Raw genomic sequence first — 17,895 nt, forward strand, 5'->3', positions numbered from 1 at the left:
GGGGCGGCGCGCTTAAGCAGCGCTTGCGCCGGGATGTTGGGCAAGGAAGGCGTCGAGTTCGAAAGTGGTCGGCATGGCTGGGGCGCAGCCGGGTTGGCTGACCACGATGGATGCACAGGCCGAGCCGCGCAGAACGGCATCGTGCAAGCTGTGTCCATCGGCAATCGAGGCCAGAAGCCCTGCCATGAAACTGTCACCTGCACCGTTGGGTTTAACGGCCGTAACCGGGTAAATCCCGGTATGAATTTCGTTGCCCTGCCAAAGTGTGATCGCACCTTTGTGGCCCATCTTGTAGATGATCAGTTTGCCTTCGGCGGCGAGTTCCCGTGCCTTTTCCATACCGTTTTCGATGCCGCCCGCCATGAAACCGAACTCTTCATCATTGCCGACGATCATGTCGCTGACTGCACCAGCGCGAGACAGGACATCAGCGGCAATTTCGGCGGATGGCCAACTGTAGGGGCGATAGTCAATGTCGAAAATCACTGGCAACCCGGCGGCACGCGCATGGTCGATGGCACGGAAAGTGGAACTGCGGGACGGCTCGGCGGCAAACACGGTGCCTGCTGTGATCAGTGCACCGAAGGCAGAGTAGTCAACTTGGTCGACATCTGCATCGGGCACCTGAAAATCAGCCGCCCCATTGCGATAGATCACGTTCTGAAAATCCTCCAGCACACTTTCATAGACGGCAAGCGATGTGCGCGCCTCGCCCCCCACGGACTGAACATAACGGGTGTCGACACCATAGTGACACAAGCGATTGATACAGAACCGCCCCACCGCGTCATCGGATACCGACGTAACCAAAGCGGCCTTTGCCCCCAGCTTCACCAGCCCGGCGCAGATATTGGCGGATGAGCCGCCAAGGTCAGCATGAAACATGTCGGCATGTTCCGATTTGGTGCCGACGGGGTCCGCGTAAAGGTCCATACCCGCGCGACCAAAGACCACGAATTTGTTCTGTCTGATGCCGTCGAGGAGCATGTGCCTTACACTCCCTTCCGCTGTTTCGGGCGGGAGCTTTCCCAATCCTGATGCGCCTCGCGCACCCGGTCGCTGTTGGTGATGTGTGGGGTGCCCACCTCCCACCACGCGTGACCTTCGGTGGTCCAGCCTTCATAGGGGTCCACATTCATGACGATCACATAGGTTTTGTCCGATGCCTTGGCGCGTTTGAACGCTTCGCCCAGTTCGGACGGGTTCGACACTTTCTCGGCCTCGGCCCCCATTGACGCCGCGTGGGCCACGAAATCCACGCCAAAGGGTTCAGGCACGGTCGGGCAATCGGCGATCAGGTTGTTGAAGCTCTCATTCCCGGTGTTGTTTTGCAGCTTGTTGATGACGGCGAAACCGCCATTGTCAAGCAGCATCACAATCAACTTCTTACGGCTCAACACGCTGGAATAAATATCCGAGTTCAGCATCATGTAGGAGCCGTCGCCGCAGAAGGTGATGACATCCTGGTCCGGCTCGCGCTCGGCCTGCGCGATACGTGCGCCCCAGGCGCCGGCGATCTCGTAGCCCATGCAGGAAAAGCCGAATTCCACATCCACGGTGCCGACATCAAGTGTGCGCCAGTTGGCCGTCACCTCCGCAGGCAGGCCGCCTGCGGCAGCAACAATACGGTCGCGGGGGTCGCACAACTCGTTCACCGCGCCGATGGCTTGGGCATAGGAGTTCGGGCGATTGCCATAAGACACGTTGTCGGCGACATAGGCATCCCATGTCTTGCGCTCGTCCTGTGCGGTTTGAACCCAGTCGGCAGGTGCCCGAAAGTCCAGCGCCGCGCCGAGAGCGGTCAAAGCCAGTTTGGCGTCGCCAACAACAGGCAGCGACATATGCTTGCCTGCATCGTGGCGGGCTGCGTTGATCGAGATGAAGCGCGCGTCCTTGGAAAACGCCGTCCAAGATCCGGTGGTAAAGTCCTGCAACCGCGTGCCCACAGCGACGATCACGTCGGCCTTTTCAGCAATCGCATTGGCGCTGTTTGATCCGGTGACGCCAATCGGGCCGATATTCAGAGGGTGGGTGGCCAGCATGTTGGCCCGACCCGCAATGGTTTCAACCACAGGGATCTGGTGGGCTTCAGCAAAAGCAGTCAGTTCATCGACCGCGCCGGAATACTGCACGCCGCCGCCCGCAATGATCATCGGGCGCTTAGCTGTTTTGAGAAGGGCAATCGCATCTGCAACCTCGTCTGAGTCGGGGGTCTGACGACGGATGCGATGCATCTTTTTCTCAAAGAATACCTTTGGATAGTCATAGGTCCAGCCTTGCACGTCTTGCGGCAGACCAAGGAAAGCGGGGCCACAATCGGCCGGGTCCAGCATGGTGGCGATGGCATTTGGCAGCGACTGGATGATCTGCGCCGGGTGGCTGATGCGATCCCAATACCGCACAACGGGTTTGAACGCGTCATTCACGCCAAGGGTTGGGTCGCCATAGTTCTCCATTTGCTGCAACACCGGGTCGGGTAGGCGTGTGATGAATGTGTCGCCACACAAAAGCAGCAAGGGCAGGCGGTTGGCATGTGCCAGTCCCGCAGCGGTCAGAAGGTTTGCGGTGCCCGGCCCGGCTGATGCCGTGCAGAACATGAACCGCTGGCGCAGCCATTGCTTGGCATAGCCCGCTGCCGCGAATCCCATGCTTTGTTCATTCTGACCGCGATAAAGCGGCAGTTCGTCCCGCACATTGTAAAGTGCCTCGCCCAGGCAAGTCACGTTGCCGTGGCCGAAGATCCCGAACCCTCCGCCACACAGGCGCATTTCTTGCCCGTCGATCTGGATGAACTGGTTTGACAGCCAACGAATGATGGCTTGGGCCGTGGTCAGGCGAATGGTGTCTGGTTGTTTCGTCATGTTGGCGCGAACCCTTCGAGATTTTCCGGCGTGTCACCGAATGCAGCTTGCGAGAATTTGATTCTTACGATACAAAATTTGCAACCGGTTGCAAACCGTATTTCATGATGGAGCTTCAAAGCATGACCGAGATCGGTATCGGAATCCTTGGTGGCGGCTACATGGGCAAGGCGCACGCGGTCGCCATGTCGTCTGTTGGGGCGGTGTTCAACACGGGGCTGCGCCCGCGGCTAGAGATGGTCTGCGCCACAACCCCGGAAAGTGCTGAACGGTATCGCAAGGCCTATGGGTTCCGACGTGGCACGGATGACTGGCGCGCTTTGGTCAATGATGACGCGGTCGGTGCGGTTGTGATTGCATCCCCGCAGGAAACCCATCGCGATGTGGCTGAAGCCGCCTTTGCCTTGGGAAAGCCGGTTTTTTGCGAAAAACCCCTTGGCGCTTCGATCGAAGACAGCGCGGCGATGACCGCCGCTGCGGAACGGGCCGGGGTCGTGAACATGGTGGGGTTCAATTATATCCGCACGCCGGCCAGCCAGTTTGCGCGTCACCTGATTGCAGAAGGGACGATTGGCGACATCACATGGTTTCGTGGTGAACATACCGAAGATTTTCTGGCCAATCCCGAGACACCTGCCAATTGGCGCACAGTTGGCATGGCCAATGGCACGATGGGCGATCTGGCCCCGCATATGATCAACGCAGCTCTGGCCCTTATGGGGCCAATCAGCCGCGTCATGGCCGAGGTTGAAACGGTTCACAAAACCCGCCCCGGTGGCAAGGTGACGAATGACGACCATGGCCAAGTGATGTGCCGCTTTGGAAACGGCGCAATGGGGCAGATGTATTTCAGCCGCATCGCGACCGGGCGCAAGATGGGCTATGCCTATGAAATCACGGGCACAAAAGGCGCTATTCGCTTTGATCAGGAAGATCAGAATGCGCTTTGGCTTTATCGCACCGAGGGGCCGGATGCCACGCGCGGGTTCACCAAGATCCTGACCGGACCGGCGCATCCCGACTATGAGGCTTTCTGTCAGGGACCGGGGCATGGCACCGGCTATCAGGATCAGATCATCATCGAAGCGCGCGATTTTCTGGCCGCGATCGAGACACAAGAAAACCGTTGGCCAACCTTTCGGGACGGGCACGAGGTCAACCGCGTGATCGCGGCGGCGCTTGCCTCGGACCAGTCTGGCGGCTGGCAGGACATCAACAATTTCTGAGCTTTGAAAGGCGAACCAAGTGACCATCAGAATTGGCAATGCCCCCTGTTCGTGGGGTGTGGAATTTGCGGATGATCCGCGCAATCCGACCTGGCAATCCGTGCTGAAAGACTGTGCAGCCGCGGGCTATAAGGGGATCGAGCTTGGGCCTGTCGGCTTCATGCCGGAAGACCCTGCGGTCTTAGCGGATGCGCTGGCGGAGAACGATCTGGAACTGATCGGCGGCGTGGTCTTTCGCCCCTATCACGATCCGACCGCGTGGGACGACGTGCTGGATGCAACGCACCGCACCGCGCGGGCGCTGAAGGCGCATGGGGCGCAGCATCTTGTGCTGATCGACTCGATCTCGCCTCGTCGTGCACCCACAGCGGGGCGGGCGACCGAAGCCGAGCAGATGGATAAGGCGGAATGGACGGCCTATCGTGACCGGATCGCGGAAAGTGCGCGGATCGGGGCCGAGGAATATGGGCTGACCGTTGGCATTCATGCCCATGCGGCGGGTTTCTTGGATTTCGAGCCCGAATTGGAGCGTCTGCTGAATGAAGTGGACGAGAAGATCCTGAAAATCTGCTTTGACACCGGACACCATTCCTATGCGGGGTTTGATCCGGTGGCGTTCATGAAGCGGCACATGGACCGGATCTCATACATGCATTTCAAGGATATTGATCCCGCTGTCAAAGCCGAGGTGATCGAGAAACGCACCGGGTTCTATGACGCCTGCGGCCAAGGCATTTTCTGCAATCTGGGCGACGGGGATGTCGATTTTCCTGCCGTGCGCCAAGTGCTGGTGGATGCCGGGTTCCAGGGATGGTGCACGGTCGAACAGGATTGCGACCCGACGCTTGACCCGGACCCTGTGGGTGATGCGCGCTTGAACCGTGAATATCTGGAAAGCATTGGCTTTAACTGAGGAGATACGAGCCATGGCAAAACTGAAATGGGGCATGATCGGTGGCGGCGAAGGCAGTCAGATCGGCCCGGCGCACCGATTGGGTGCTTTGGCCGATGGACGGTTTGAGTTTGCAGCCGGTGCGCTGGATCATCGTCCTGACGTAGGGCGCGAATATGCCCAACGCCTTGGGATCGCCGAAGATCGCGCCTATGGCGATTGGACCGAGATGTTGGCGGGTGAAAAGGGCCGCGCCGACAAGGTTGATCTGGTGACCGTGGCGACGCCCAATTCAACGCACTTCGAGATTACCAAGGCCTTTCTGGAAGCAGGCTTCAACGTCTTGTGCGAAAAACCCATGACCATGACCGTGGAACAGGGTGAAGAAATCGTGCGTGTGGCGGAAAAAACCGGCAAAATCTGCGCGGTGAACTATTGCTATTCCGCTTATCCGATGGTGCGTCAGGCCCGCGCTATGGTGCGGGCGGGCGAGATCGGCAAGGTGCGTCTTGTTGTCACGAATTTCAGCCACGGCCATCATGGCGATGCGACAGACGCGGACAATCCGCGCGTGCGGTGGCGTTATGACCCCGCGATGGCAGGGGTGTCCGGCCAGTTTGCCGATTGCGGCATTCACGCGCTGCATATGGCGGGCTTCATTGCTGATGACGAGGTTAAAACCTTGTCCGCCGATTTTGCCTCGACCATCGCCAGCCGCGAGCTGGAAGACGACGCCATGGTGAACTTCCGCATGGAAGGCGGGGCGGTCGGGCGGCTTTGGACCTCGTCCGTCGCAATCGGTCGTCAGCACGGGTTTGACATTCAGGTATTCGGCGAAACCGGCGGGCTTCGCTGGGCGTCGGAGCAGCCGAACCAATTGATCTATACGCCAGTTGGCGGGCGCACCCAGATCATCGAGAAGGGCGAAGGCGGTCTGCATGAAGACGCCCAGCGTCTGAGCCGCGTGGCCATCGCCCATCCCGAAGGCTTTCCGTTGGCGGTGGCCAATATCTATTGCGATCTGGCGGATGCAATCCGTGGCGAAGTGCGGGATGGCTTGCCGTCGGCGGCGGACGGGGTGCGGTCGATGGCGGCTGTGCATATGGCGGTGTCGTCTGCGAAAGCTGGCGGCACATGGGTTGACGCCCGCCCACCGATGTTTCGATAGTCACGCGTGCAAAGCATGTCGCATATTGATCTTGTGAGAGACCGGGGCAGTGTCCCGGTTTTTCCGTGCGTTGCTTTCGGAGGTTTCGCGTCAGCTTTTCAGTGGGCGCAGCGTTCCACGTTCGACGATTGAACATGGGAAAATGCGCGCTTCGGGATAGCGGTCCGGCTCGTCCAACATCGCGACCATAAGCTCGATAGACGATGTGACGATCTGGCGGATCGGTTGGTGGATCGTGGTCAGGTTGATGTTCTCCCATCCCGACATCTCCATGTCGTTCAGTCCGATCAATCCGATGTCCTCTGGCACCGACAGACCGCTGTCCTGAATGGCTGAAAGAACACCGATCGACAGCACGTCATCGCCGCAGAAATAGGCCTCGGCCGGGGTGCTCTCAAGCAATCTCATCATCTCACGCCGCCCGGCCTCAAAGGAATACGCCTCGGCATATGAGCAGGTGGTGTTGATTTCACGGTGTTCTGACATTTCGGCCATGAACCCCTTGTGGCGATCTTGCGTCGATGTTGCGCTTTGCGGGCCGCCCAGAAACGCGACGCGCTTGTAGCCACGAGCCACCAAGGTTCGGGCGGCCATCCGCCCGCATTCAACGTTGTCGATCCCGACCACATGGACCTGTGGCGTGGAGGAATAGCGGCCGAACGAGTTCACGACGGGGACTCCCGCATCGCGGAACGCTTTTGAGAACCCCGGCGGAAGGGTGGACGAGGCGACGACAACGCCATCGACCGAATATTGCCGAAGCATCCGCACAGAATGTTCGGGATCGGTTTCATTTGTCAGGTTGACCAGCAACGGTCGCAGGCCACGGTCCTGAAGGCCACGGGTGAACAGGTCGAAGACCTCGAGAAAAATCGGGTTGTGGAAGTTGTTCGAGACAAGGCCGATCAGCTTCGTGCGCCCTGTGGTCAGCGACGAAGCCAGCGCGTTGGGGCTGTATCCAAGCTCGTCGGCGGCCTTTTCGACCTTTCGTCGTGTTTTGTCCGAAACTGAAGCGCCTGGCGTAAAGGTGCGTGACACGGCGGAGCGTGAAACCCCGGCACGTTCTGCAACCTCTTTCAATGTTACTGCCATGTCAGCCTGACCCGGAACTGCCTGTTTATCCACTTTTATAACAGTTCTTCCTTAAGGGCATCAGGAAAAGAAGAGGGTCAGATTGCAACCGGTTGCAAAAAGAAGATGAATATGCTTAACTCCGAGTCGGAGGCCGGGACTACCCGCTCTTAGAACAGATGCCAAAATTAGTGGATCTTGGGAGGATCAAATGAAATCACTGATGAAAAAGGTCGTATTAGCCACGGCCGTCGCCGCAGCGCCGCTGATGGTCGGAACCGGCGCGATGGCCGAGGGTGAGAAATACATTCTTGTCAGCCATGCTCCGGACAGCGATAGCTGGTGGAACACGATCAAGAACGGTATCGCGCTGGCTGGCGAACAAGTTGGTGCCGAAGTCGAATACCGCAATCCGCCCACCGGGGACGTTGCCGACATGGCCCGCATTATCGATCAGGCCGCCGCGTCCAGCCCCGATGGAATCATCACCACGCTGGCTGACTTTGACGTTCTGAAAGGGCCGATCCGCGCCGCGGTTGATCAGGGCATCGATGTGATCATCATGAACACCGGCACGCCTGAGCAGGCCCGTGAAGTCGGGGCATTGATGTATGTTGGGCAGCCTGAATATGACGCAGGTTTCGCGGCGGGGCAGCGCGCCAAAGATGAAGGTGTGACCAAATTCCTGTGCGTCAATCATGCCATTCAGCAGCCCACCGTGGGCGAGCGTTGCCGTGGTTATGCGGATGGTCTGGGGATCGAGTTGGGGAACTCGATGATGGATTCAGGCACCGACCCGTCGGAAATCAAGAACAAGGTGCTGGCCTATCTGTCGGCAAATCCTGATGTCAATGGTATCCTGACCCTTGGCCCGGTTTCGGCTGACCCCACCATTGCCGCGTTGCAGGAAAACGGAATGGCCGGAGAGATTCACTTCGGCACGTTCGATCTGGGTGAAGAGATCGTCAAAGGTATCAAGGACGGCATCATCAACTGGGGCATCGACCAGCAACCGTTCCTGCAAGCCTATATGCCGGTCATTATTCTGGCCAATTGGGACCGTTACGGGGTTCTGCCCGGCAACAACATCAATTCTGGTCCGGGTTTCGTCACCAAGGACGGCTTGGCCAAGGTTGAAGAGTTTGCGGGCGAATACCGCTAACTTTCGTGTGTCAGTAAACGAGTGATCAGTGCGGGCGGCCTTCAGCGCCGCCCGTTTCTCACCCATCTTCCGCATTGGACTTGAGGAGGAGCCAGTCATGGCTGAGACCATCCAATCTGACGAACGTGTCAAGGAAATATCATCCTTCCGGCAGGCTCTCATCCGCCCGGAGCTTGGCGGTATTGTCGGCACCGTCGCTGTCTTTACATTGTTTTTGCTGTTTGCGTTTGACAGCGGTATGTTTGCCTCGCAGGGCGTTCTGAACTGGTCGGTCGTTTCCGCCCAGTTCATGATCATCGCTGTCGGCGCGTGCCTGCTGATGATCGCCGGAGAATTCGATCTGTCGGTCGGATCCATGATCGGTTTTGCAGGTATGATGATTGCCGTGTTCGGTGTCGTTCTGGGCTGGCCCATGTGGATCGCGATTATCGTTACGTTTGTGATTTGTTGTTTGCTTGGTGCCCTGAATGGCTGGATTGTCATCAAAACGGGCTTGCCCAGCTTCATTGTGACGCTTGCCTTTCTGTTCATCCTGCGCGGCTTTACCATCTACATCCCGCAAACGATCGAGCGTAAAACGATCATTGGTGGCATTCGTGACGCCGCAGAAGGAGATTGGTTGGCACCGCTCTTCGGCGGCACGATCGGGAAGCCCGTTTTCCAGTGGCTGGGGGATGCGGGCGTTATTTCGGTGTTCGAACGTGGCGCGCGCGAAGGTCAGCCCGTCGTTGACGGCATACCCATGCTGATTGTCTGGGCAATTGTCCTGATCTCGTTGGGACATATCCTGTTGACACGCACGCAATTCGGCAACTGGATTTTTGCATCCGGTGGTGATCCCGAAGCGGCGCGTAACTCGGGTGTGCCGGTGAACAAGGTCAAGATCCTGATGTTTACGCTTACGGCCTTCTGCGCAACGGTTCTTGCCGTCTGCCAGGTGATGGAATTCGGATCCGCCGGTGCCGACCGGGGTCTGTTGAAAGAGTTCGAGGCGATCATCGCCGTTGTTATCGGCGGTGCGTTGCTGACTGGTGGCTACGGTTCGGTCCTGGGCGCTGCACTTGGTGCGTTGATCTTCGGTGTCGTCCAGCAAGGTCTGTTTTTTGCCGGTGTCGAAAGTTCGTTGTTCAGGGTTTTCCTTGGTGTGATTCTTTTGTTTGCGGTCATTCTGAACACCTATATCCGTCGCATCATCACGGGGGAACGTTGATATGAATCCGGAAAAAGCGCCAATCATTCAAATGAAGAATATCGAGAAACACTTTGGCAGCGTGATCGCGCTGGCAGGTGTGTCGCTGGAAGTCTTCCCGGGGGAGTGCCATTGCCTGTTGGGTGACAACGGTGCGGGCAAGTCGACCTTTATCAAGACGATGTCCGGTGTGCATCAGCCCACGCGCGGCGAAATCTACTTTGAAGGCAAGCCGATGCAGTTTCAGGATCCACGAGATGCGATCTCGGCGGGCATTGCGACTGTGCACCAGCATCTTGCGATGATCCCCCTGATGTCGGTCAGTCGTAATTTCTTCATGGGGAATGAGCCGGTGAAGAAGGTTGGGCCGCTGAAGTTTTTCGACCATGACTATGCCAACAGGGTCACAATGGACGAGATGCGCGAGATGGGCATCAACCTGCGTGGCCCCGATCAGGCGGTCGGCACCCTGTCAGGAGGTGAGCGTCAAACCGTCGCCATCGCGCGCGCCGTGCATTTCGGTGCCAAGGTGTTGATCCTGGACGAACCGACGTCGGCGCTTGGCGTTCGGCAGACGGCCAATGTTCTTGCGACTATCGACAAGGTCCGCAAACAGGGGATCGCGGTTGTGTTCATCACCCATAACGTGCGGCACGCAATGGCCGTGGGCGATCGCTTTACTGTGCTGAACCGTGGCCAGACGCTGGGCACCGCGCAGCGCGGCCAGATTACACCGGAAGAACTGCAAGACCTGATGGCAGGCGGGCAAGAGCTTGTCGCCTTGGAAGGAAGCCTCGGCGGCACGGTCTAGGCAAATGCCATGCGAATGAGAGCACCGCCGTCGGGTTGATGGCGGTGTTTGGTTGTCTCGGTCGCGGCGCGTCGTAGTGCAGCCGAAGGCAGCGGCGGTTTTGAACGAACCGTCTGGATAAAAGCGCCGCGCGTGACTAGTATCCGGGCATGACATTTGCCAAACAGACCCATAGTGATGATGCAGACACGATCCCCCGGATGCCATCCTGGGTCATCGCGGGTCGCGCGGAAACATCTGAAGACATAGCGTTTTTGTCGGGCGCAGCCTTGGCGCATCTGCATGTTGCGCTGGCCCAAGGTGACGTTCCCCATGATTTGTTGCGCGCGCGGTTGGCGCTGTCGGCCGCCGAGGCCTGCGTGGTCATGTCAGGACGCCCTGAGCGGGCATCGGACTTGCGGGACGCGCTGCACCTGATGCGCCCCGGCGATCATCCGGGACCGGCGGGCGAGATTTATCGCCAGTGGCGGCTGGCGGCGGTGCGGCCAATCTCGGCCGCTGTGTTGAAGCGTGCGATGCCGGATGCGTTGGCGTCGCATGTGCCGATTTGGTTGGCTGCGGTGCAGGGCGGACCGGTGCGCAGGGCGGCGGCGGTGTTGGAAGCCGTGCTGACCGACCACCCGACCGAGGAGGCCGCCGCCCTGATCCTGGCCGATGCCGCGCTCGCACGCGGCGTGGGGTGGACCCATCTGATGCCACTGTTGGCAGGCGGGCTGAAGCGCCGGGATTTGCAGAGCACCGGCGCAGAGTTGACCACCGCCTGCCACCAAGCGGTAATACGGTTCACGGCTGAAATCCTGCGTCTGGCCGCCGATCTGACGCGCCGGGCCGCATATCTACGTGCAGTGACCCCAAAACTTCGCGCCAGGGGGGCGGGCGCGGCGGTTGAGATGTTTCTAACCCAGGATGGGCTGGCCCCGACGGCGCTGACCCCGCTGATGTCTGATCGCGCCGCGCGACGATTGTGCGACCGACTGGTCGATCTTGGCGCCGTGCGCGAATTGACGGGGCGTGACACGTTCCGGCTTTACGGGGTGTGACCATGAATGTGGCCGAAAACCCATCCGAGCCGGAACTGGACCGCGAACTGCCTGATCTACCGCCAGAGCTGCGCTGGCGGGAATGGATGCGCCGGATCGAGGCTGTGTTGTTTGCAAGTCGAACCCCGGTCGCGCGCGAGGATCTGGCGAAGGTGGTGGGGCAGGGGGCATCGGTGGACCTTTTGATCGACGACCTTGCCACCGATCTGGCAGGGCGGTCCTTTGAAGTTGCCAAGCTGCGAGAGGGCTGGATGCTGCGCACTCGTCCGGCCTATGCGCCCGCGATCCGCACGGCGGCAGATGTGGACGATCAGCTTCTGGACCTGAACCCATTCGATATCGCGGTTCTGGCCGCCATCGCCTATCACCAACCGATCACGCGGGACGGGCTGAAAGACATCTTCGGTAAGGAAATCAGCCGCGACCTGATCGGGCGGCTGCACTCCCGCACCCTGATCGCCACCGGCCCCCGCGCGCCCCGCCGTGGTGCACCCTATACGTTCGTCACCACCGACCATTTCCTTGTTGCCTTCGACCTGAAAAGCCTGCGCGACTTGCCGGACCGCGAACAGATGGAGGATGCGGGAGTGAACCAGGGTTCACCGGGTTGGCTTGGGGAGTGATCGTCAATAGGATATTCATGCACCACGCATGACAGGCTGACAAAGCTGTTCCCCACGCATCGTGGTGCTCGACGGCTCCCGCCATCAGGAATTTTCTTGCACTTGAACCCAACCGCCTTATGAGAGTGGTGTGAATTGCCCCAAGGAAAACCTCAATGCAAATGATGCGTACGTTCATCAAACCGATGCACCCTGAAGGCATCAGGTTTGTTGCCGTTTTTGCGGGTGTGACCGCCCTTTTGTTCCTGATTTCATCGGTTTTGGGTTGGATTGGTGTCGGTCTGACCATCTGGTGCTATTATTTTTTCCGTGACCCCAAGCGGGTGACGCCAACGCGACCGGGGCTGATTGTCAGCCCGGCAGACGGGGTTGTGTCGCTGATCGAACCCGCTGTTCCACCGGAAGAGCTGGGTATGGCCGATACGCCGCTGACCCGTGTCAGTGTGTTCATGAACGTCTTCAATTGCCATGTGAACCGCACGCCGATCGCCGGCGAGATCATCGCCGTCGCCTATCGACCCGGCAAGTTCTTCAATGCGTCGCTGGACAAGGCGAGCAAGGATAACGAACGTAACAGCCTGTGCATTCGAATGCCGGATGGGCAGGATCTGGCCGTGGTTCAGATCGCCGGGCTGGTGGCGCGCCGCATTGTCTGTTTCGTGAAACCCGGCGCGCAGATGAAAACGGGTGAACGCTTCGGGCTCATTCGCTTTGGGTCTCGGCTGGATGTGTATCTGCCAGTTGGAGTGACGCCTCTGGTCAGCATCGGCCAGACGATGATTGCAGGTGAAACCGTGATTGCCGAGATGCCAAATACGGAGGGGAACTCGGAAAACGGCCCGGTCGATGAACAGGTGAGCGCATCGTGACCAGATCGGCTGATAAGCCCGCGTCTGAATTTGCGCTGATCCAGCTGATCCCGAACATGCTGACCATAGCGGGCCTTTGTGCGGGCATGACGGCGATCCGTTTCGGTGTGCAAGGCGATTTCAGGTTGGCGGTTCAGCTAATACTGGTGGCCTGTGTTCTGGACGGGTTGGATGGGCGCATTGCCCGCTTGATGAAGAGCGGCAGCAAGATGGGCGCCGAATTGGACTCCCTCGCAGATTTTGTGAATTTCGGCGTCGCCCCACCATTGGTCATATACTATTGGGCGTTGCAGGATTCGCGCAACCTGGCCTGGATTTCGGTTCTGGTTTATACCGTTTGCTGCGTGCTGCGCCTGGCGCGGTTCAATGTCAGCAACGATGCGAAGAATGAGAACGGGCAGAACACACCCAACGCGTTCTTTGCCGGCGTTCCATCACCGGCCGGGGCGTTGTTGGTGTTGTTACCGATGTCGGCATCCTTTGCGTTCGACGGCGTCCCGATGCCACCTGACCTGGCCATTAGCGCATATATGGTTGCCATCGGGCTGTTGATGATCAGCCGGACGCCGATCTGGTCGTTCAAGACCAACCGCGTGTCGCGTGAGAACGTTAAATTCTTTCTGGTCGGATTCGCGGTCGTCGGCGCAGCGGCGCTGACCTACGCATGGATCACATTGGTGATGCTTGGCATCGGCTATATCGCGATGATTATCTGGTGCGGAATTGCCAATCGTCGGACGAACCACGGAAAGCGAGGCTGAATTGGATATCGAAGCCGTTAAAACCTCTTACGCCCGTTGGGCACCGATTTATGACAGGACATTCGGAGCTGTGACCCATTCCGGCAGACGACGAGCGGTTGATTACATCAACAGCCGGGCTGGCTCGGTGTTGGAGGTTGGCGTGGGCACGGGGCTGTCGTTGGAACATTATGATCCCGGACTGAAGGTGACAGGTGTTGATTTCAGCGCGCAGATGCTTTCCAAAGCGCAAGCGAAGGTGCGCGCGCTGAAACTGAAGCACGTGGTGGCGCTAAGGCAGATGGATGCCCGTGTGCTGGACTTCCCTGATGACAATTTCGATACCATTGCCGCAATGCATGTGCTGTCTGTCGTGCCCGAACCGGAACGCGTCATGTCCGAGATTGCGCGTGTTTTGAAGCCCGGTGGAAGGGTGGTCATCACCAACCATTTCATGCGCACCCAAGGCATATTGGCGCTTTTGGAACGTCTTTCCGCACCGTTTGCCAACACAATCGGGTGGCATTCCGATTTCCATATCGAAACCGTTTTGCAGGAACGCAAGTTGGAGGTCGAGCAACATAAGACGTTGCCGCCGCTTGGTATGATGACGTTTCTGGTGCTGACCAAAGCAGATGCAGTTTAGCGCCCAACAATGGCCCGAACCCTTGATGTGGCTTTTCGTACCAAGCCCTGTGTGTTAGCCACTTAGCCAATTAATTGGAGGCCTGCCCGTTGTTGGATCTTTCGAACGTTCGCACAGTTCTGTCCGAACATTATGACCTTGCGCCCTCGGTCGAGCTGGCCAACGAGATGCAGGACATCTATGCCCGTATGGATCGGGTGGTGACGCCGCCGGATTTTGCGATCCATGCGCCATACATCAAGGCGATTAACGCCCTGAAGAAAGAACGGAACGCGGTGATCCTGGGCCACAACTACATGACGCCCGAGATTTTTCACGGCGTGTCGGATTTTGTGGGCGACAGTCTGCAACTGGCGATGAAGGCCAGCGAAGTCGAGGCGGATGTGATCGTTCAGGCGGGCGTGCATTTCATGGCCGAGACGTCGAAAATACTCAGCCCTGACAAGATCGTGCTGATGCCTGATATGGAAGCCGGATGCTCATTGGCTGAAAGCATCACCGCGGACGGAATCGACGAGATGCGCGCCAAATATCCCGGTGCGCCAGTTGTGTCCTATGTGAACACAACCGCCGAGGTGAAAGCGGCGTCGGACATCTGTTGCACGTCCTCGAATGCTGTTCAGATCGTGAATGCGATGGATGCGGACACGGTGATCATGACGCCCGACCAATATCTGGCGCAGAACGTGGCCAATGAGAGCCACAAAGATGTGGTTTACTGGCCTGGCTCGTGCATCGTGCATGAACAATACACCGCACAGGATTTGCGCGATTTCCGCGAATGGAACCCGGGCACCAAGCTGATCGCGCATCCCGAATGCACGCCCGACGTGGTGGCCGAGGCGGATTTTTCCGGCTCGACCAGTGGTATCCTGAAATACGTGACCGACACGAGACCCGAGAAAGCGATGCTGATCACTGAATGTTCGATGGCGTCCAACATTGCGGATGAACTGCCCGAGGTCGAGTTTGTCGGCCCCTGCAACATGTGCCCCTACATGAAGAAGATCACGCTTGAGAAGATCCTGTATGTTCTGCACACGATGGACGGACAGGTCGAGGTGGATGCCGACGTCGCGGAGAAGGCTCGTCACTCCGTTCAAGCGATGATCGACCTGTCGCGCAAGCTGGGTCTTTGACGGGTCATGCAGGTTGTTGAAACGGATCGTGTCATCATCGTCGGGGCCGGTCTGGGCGCGCTTTATGCGGCATTGAAACTGGCACCGCTCCCGGTCGTGATGATCTCGCCCGAGGTGTTGGGTGAAGGGGCCAGTTCGGCCTGGGCGCAGGGCGGGGTTGCTGCGGCGATGGACATGGCCGACAGCCCGGAAAGCCATGCCGCCGATACGGTGAAGGCCGGGGCAGGGACAGTGAACACAACAGTTGCCGATATGGTGACGCGGGAAGCGCGCGACTACATCCTTGATCTGACCACGATGGGAACGCCCTTCGACCGGACCAGCGATGGCGGCTATGTCCTGTCACGTGAGGCGGCACACAGTTTCGCGCGGGTGGTGCGGGTGAAGGGCGATCAGGCTGGGGCCGAGATCATGGCCGCCCTGATCGCGCAGGTGCGCGACACGCCCTCGATTCAGGCGCTGGAAGGCACCATGGCGCGCGATCTTGAGGTGACGGACGGACGCGTGACCGGCGTGGTCCTGCAAGAGGCCGATGGTGGCCGGTCGGGTCCGGTTCTGCTACGCGGGTCGGCGGTGCTGCTTGCAGGGGGTGGCTCGGGCGGGCTGTATGCTTTGACGACAAACCCCCCACGCATTCGCGGCCAGGTGATCGGCATGGCGGCGCGGGCGGGTGCGTTGATTGCAGATGCCGAGTTCGTGCAGTTCCACCCCACCGCGATGGACGTGGGCGAAGACCCGGCCCCACTGGCGACCGAAGCCCTGCGCGGGGAAGGTGCGGCCTTGATCAACAAGCGTGGTGAGCGGTTCATGCAAGCGATCCACCCGGATGCCGAACTGGCCCCGCGCGATGTTGTCGCGCGTGCGATATATGCCGAAGTGCAAGCCGGAAACCGCCCGATGCTGGACACCCGCGCGGTGTTGGGCGAGGCGATCAACACGCAATTCCCGGCCGTTGCGGAATATTGCGCCCGCAACGGGATCGACCCGGCCAAGGAGCCGATCCCAGTGGCCCCCGCCGCACATTACCACATGGGCGGCATCGCAACCGACACGCAGGGATGCGCCACACTCAAGGGGCTTTGGGTCTGCGGCGAAGCCTCCTCGACCGGGCTGCATGGGGCCAACCGGCTGGCCTCGAACGGGCTGTTGGAGGCGCTGGTCTATGCCCGCATCTGTGCTGAAGGGATCGCGCAGACCCTGACGGACGTGACCAACGCCGCGCCGCTGGACATCACCTTTCCCGACGGCGGCACCCCGCCCGCACCCGAGGCGGTCCAGGCCCTGCGTCAGACCATGACGCAGCATGTCGGCGTGGTGCGCGACCGGGACGGGCTGACCCGCGCGCTTGCCACCATCGCAGGGCTGGAAGCGGCCCATGGCGACAGTCCGTCCTTTCTGAACATGTGCGCCACTGCGACGCTGATCGCAGCGGGGGCTTTGGCTCGTGAAGAAAGCCGCGGCGCGCATGAACGGTCCGATTTCCCTGAAACCGCCGTTGGGCCGGGCCAGCGGTCCGAACTGTATCTGGCCGACGCGCTTGCCGTGCGCGCGCAGGCCGTGAAGGAGTTGTCATGAGCTTTGCTTCCGTCCCCGATCTGGTTCTGGAACCGATGATCCGCAATGCGCTGATGGAAGATCTGGGCAGCTATGGCGATGTCACCACCCGCGCCGTTATCCCGGCGGGCACCACCTATGACGCCCGGCTGAATGCGCGCGAAGATGCGGTGGTGTCTGGGATGCAGGTGGCCACGATAGCTTTTCGGCTGGTGGACCCGACGCTTGAGGTCATCACTCATATCGCGGACGGTCAGCCGTGCAGAAAGGGTGACACGCTGATGACCATCAAGGGATCAGCGGCGTCGATCCTGTCAGGCGAACGTGTGGCGCTGAACTTCGCGGGACGTCTGACGGGGATTGCCACCAAGACGGCCGGATTCGTGGCCGAAACGAAAGGCACCCATGCCCGCATGACCTGCACCCGCAAGACCACGCCGGGGCTGCGGCTGGTGGAAAAGCTGGCGGTGTTGCATGGTGGCGGGTTCAACCACCGCTATTCCCTGTCGGATGCTATCCTGATCAAGGACAACCACATCGCTGCCGCCGGCGGGGTGCGTCAGGTGCTTGAGGCCACGAAAGCCCATGCCAGCCACATGATGGCGGTCGAGATCGAGGTGGACCGACTGGACCAACTGGCCGAGGTGCTTGAGGTTGGCGGTGCTTCGGTCGTATTGCTGGACAACATGGATAACGACGCGTTGTGCAAGGCCGTGGCGATGGTGGACGGTGCCGTGAAAACCGAAGCCAGCGGGAACGTGACACTTGATCGTGTCGCCTCGATCGCGGCGACCGGAGTCGATTACATCTCGTCCGGCGCGCTAACCCATTCGGCGCGCACGGTGGACCTTGGGCTGGATTTCTGAGGTTCTGCGACACGTCGGAGTGGCGTCCATGAGTCCGG

General features: G+C 59.5%; 17 protein-coding genes. 14 read left to right on the forward strand and 3 right to left on the reverse strand.

Features of this window, described 5'->3' with window-relative positions; all coding sequences use genetic code 11:
* Positions 1–12: 12 nt before the first annotated feature.
* On the reverse strand, positions 13–987 hold the full coding sequence (gene iolC / locus AC13C8_RS06500) for a 5-dehydro-2-deoxygluconokinase (RefSeq protein WP_482846783.1): 975 nt from the start codon (positions 985–987) through the stop codon (positions 13–15).
* A 5-nt stretch (positions 988–992) separates the two neighbouring features.
* Positions 993–2,861: a 3D-(3,5/4)-trihydroxycyclohexane-1,2-dione acylhydrolase (decyclizing) gene (gene iolD, locus AC13C8_RS06505; protein WP_482846784.1), complete on the reverse strand. Its 1,869-nt coding sequence runs from the start codon at positions 2,859–2,861 to the stop codon at positions 993–995.
* Positions 2,862–2,983: 122 nt separating this feature from the next.
* Here iolD and AC13C8_RS06510 point away from each other — a divergent pair, with 122 nt between their 5' ends.
* Genes AC13C8_RS06510 through AC13C8_RS06520 form a run of 3 tightly spaced genes read left to right on the forward strand, consistent with a single transcriptional unit; the run spans position 2,984 to position 6,147 of the window.
* Positions 2,984–4,087 (forward strand): Gfo/Idh/MocA family protein, encoded by a 1,104-nt coding sequence (locus AC13C8_RS06510; protein WP_177179401.1) that lies wholly within the window; start codon positions 2,984–2,986, stop codon positions 4,085–4,087.
* 19 nt (positions 4,088–4,106) lie between these two features.
* Complete coding sequence (locus AC13C8_RS06515) at positions 4,107–5,000, forward strand: TIM barrel protein (RefSeq protein ID WP_482846785.1); 894 nt, start codon at positions 4,107–4,109, stop codon at positions 4,998–5,000.
* A 13-nt stretch (positions 5,001–5,013) separates the two neighbouring features.
* Positions 5,014–6,147 (forward strand): Gfo/Idh/MocA family protein, encoded by a 1,134-nt coding sequence (locus tag AC13C8_RS06520; protein ID WP_482846786.1) that lies wholly within the window; start codon positions 5,014–5,016, stop codon positions 6,145–6,147.
* 90 nt (positions 6,148–6,237) lie between these two features.
* Here the strand turns inward: AC13C8_RS06520 and AC13C8_RS06525 are convergent, their stop codons facing one another.
* Positions 6,238–7,239, reverse strand: coding sequence for a LacI family DNA-binding transcriptional regulator (locus AC13C8_RS06525; RefSeq protein WP_482846787.1), 1,002 nt, complete (start codon positions 7,237–7,239; stop codon positions 6,238–6,240).
* A gap of 190 nt (positions 7,240–7,429) precedes the next feature.
* On the opposite strand from AC13C8_RS06525, the gene AC13C8_RS06530 reads away from it, so the two are divergent.
* The 11 genes from AC13C8_RS06530 (at position 7,430) to nadC (ending at position 17,857) form a co-directional block, all read left to right on the forward strand.
* Positions 7,430–8,380, forward strand: a complete 951-nt coding sequence (locus tag AC13C8_RS06530; protein WP_482846788.1) for a sugar ABC transporter substrate-binding protein — start codon at positions 7,430–7,432, stop codon at positions 8,378–8,380.
* Positions 8,381–8,477: 97 nt separating this feature from the next.
* A complete protein-coding gene (locus AC13C8_RS06535; protein WP_091433050.1) occupies positions 8,478–9,590 on the forward strand; it encodes an ABC transporter permease in 1,113 nt (370 codons plus the stop codon).
* Position 9,591: 1 nt separating this feature from the next.
* A complete protein-coding gene (locus tag AC13C8_RS06540) occupies positions 9,592–10,380 on the forward strand; it encodes an ATP-binding cassette domain-containing protein (protein WP_091433047.1) in 789 nt (262 codons plus the stop codon).
* Between the two features lie 149 nt (positions 10,381–10,529).
* Complete coding sequence (locus AC13C8_RS06545; RefSeq protein WP_482846789.1) at positions 10,530–11,420, forward strand: DUF1403 family protein; 891 nt, start codon at positions 10,530–10,532, stop codon at positions 11,418–11,420.
* A gap of 2 nt (positions 11,421–11,422) precedes the next feature.
* Entirely contained in the window at positions 11,423–12,043 is a 621-nt protein-coding gene (scpB, locus tag AC13C8_RS06550) for an SMC-Scp complex subunit ScpB (protein WP_482846790.1), read from the forward strand.
* 155 nt (positions 12,044–12,198) lie between these two features.
* Positions 12,199–12,912, forward strand: coding sequence for a phosphatidylserine decarboxylase (locus AC13C8_RS06555; protein WP_482846791.1), 714 nt, complete (start codon positions 12,199–12,201; stop codon positions 12,910–12,912).
* The gene (pssA, locus tag AC13C8_RS06560) at positions 12,909–13,673 is read left to right on the forward strand and encodes a CDP-diacylglycerol--serine O-phosphatidyltransferase (RefSeq protein WP_407639082.1); all 765 of its coding nucleotides are present in this window, start codon (positions 12,909–12,911) and stop codon (positions 13,671–13,673) included. The genes AC13C8_RS06555 and pssA overlap by 4 nt, the downstream gene beginning before the upstream one ends.
* A gap of 1 nt (position 13,674) precedes the next feature.
* A complete protein-coding gene (locus tag AC13C8_RS06565) occupies positions 13,675–14,298 on the forward strand; it encodes a class I SAM-dependent methyltransferase (RefSeq protein ID WP_091433039.1) in 624 nt (207 codons plus the stop codon).
* A 92-nt stretch (positions 14,299–14,390) separates the two neighbouring features.
* On the forward strand, positions 14,391–15,437 hold the full coding sequence (gene nadA, locus AC13C8_RS06570) for a quinolinate synthase NadA (protein ID WP_482846792.1): 1,047 nt from the start codon (positions 14,391–14,393) through the stop codon (positions 15,435–15,437).
* Between the two features lie 6 nt (positions 15,438–15,443).
* Positions 15,444–17,012 (forward strand): L-aspartate oxidase, encoded by a 1,569-nt coding sequence (locus AC13C8_RS06575; protein WP_482846793.1) that lies wholly within the window; start codon positions 15,444–15,446, stop codon positions 17,010–17,012.
* On the forward strand, positions 17,009–17,857 hold the full coding sequence (gene nadC, locus AC13C8_RS06580) for a carboxylating nicotinate-nucleotide diphosphorylase (RefSeq protein ID WP_482846794.1): 849 nt from the start codon (positions 17,009–17,011) through the stop codon (positions 17,855–17,857). Before AC13C8_RS06575 ends, nadC begins: the two co-directional genes overlap by 4 nt.
* The last annotated feature ends 38 nt before the right edge of the window (positions 17,858–17,895 follow it).

The organism is Aliiroseovarius sp. B-4 (assembly GCF_056857795.1).

Excerpts from the sequence above, each read along its gene's own strand:
- nadC (WP_482846794.1), top strand. The coding sequence starts at position 17,009 with ATGAGCTTTGCTTCCGTCCCCGATCTGGTTCTGGAACCGATGATCCGC.
- iolC (WP_482846783.1), bottom strand. The coding sequence starts at position 987 with ATGCTCCTCGACGGCATCAGACAGAACAAATTCGTGGTCTTTGGTCGC.
- AC13C8_RS06530 (WP_482846788.1), top strand. The coding sequence starts at position 7,430 with ATGAAATCACTGATGAAAAAGGTCGTATTAGCCACGGCCGTCGCCGCA.
- AC13C8_RS06510 (WP_177179401.1), top strand. The coding sequence starts at position 2,984 with ATGACCGAGATCGGTATCGGAATCCTTGGTGGCGGCTACATGGGCAAG.
- AC13C8_RS06555 (WP_482846791.1), top strand. The coding sequence starts at position 12,199 with ATGCAAATGATGCGTACGTTCATCAAACCGATGCACCCTGAAGGCATC.
- AC13C8_RS06520 (WP_482846786.1), top strand. The coding sequence starts at position 5,014 with ATGGCAAAACTGAAATGGGGCATGATCGGTGGCGGCGAAGGCAGTCAG.
- AC13C8_RS06535 (WP_091433050.1), top strand. The coding sequence starts at position 8,478 with ATGGCTGAGACCATCCAATCTGACGAACGTGTCAAGGAAATATCATCC.
- AC13C8_RS06540 (WP_091433047.1), top strand. The coding sequence starts at position 9,592 with ATGAATCCGGAAAAAGCGCCAATCATTCAAATGAAGAATATCGAGAAA.
- AC13C8_RS06545 (WP_482846789.1), top strand. The coding sequence starts at position 10,530 with ATGACATTTGCCAAACAGACCCATAGTGATGATGCAGACACGATCCCC.
- AC13C8_RS06525 (WP_482846787.1), bottom strand. The coding sequence starts at position 7,239 with ATGGCAGTAACATTGAAAGAGGTTGCAGAACGTGCCGGGGTTTCACGC.
- iolD (WP_482846784.1), bottom strand. The coding sequence starts at position 2,861 with ATGACGAAACAACCAGACACCATTCGCCTGACCACGGCCCAAGCCATC.
- scpB (WP_482846790.1), top strand. The coding sequence starts at position 11,423 with ATGAATGTGGCCGAAAACCCATCCGAGCCGGAACTGGACCGCGAACTG.
- AC13C8_RS06575 (WP_482846793.1), top strand. The coding sequence starts at position 15,444 with ATGCAGGTTGTTGAAACGGATCGTGTCATCATCGTCGGGGCCGGTCTG.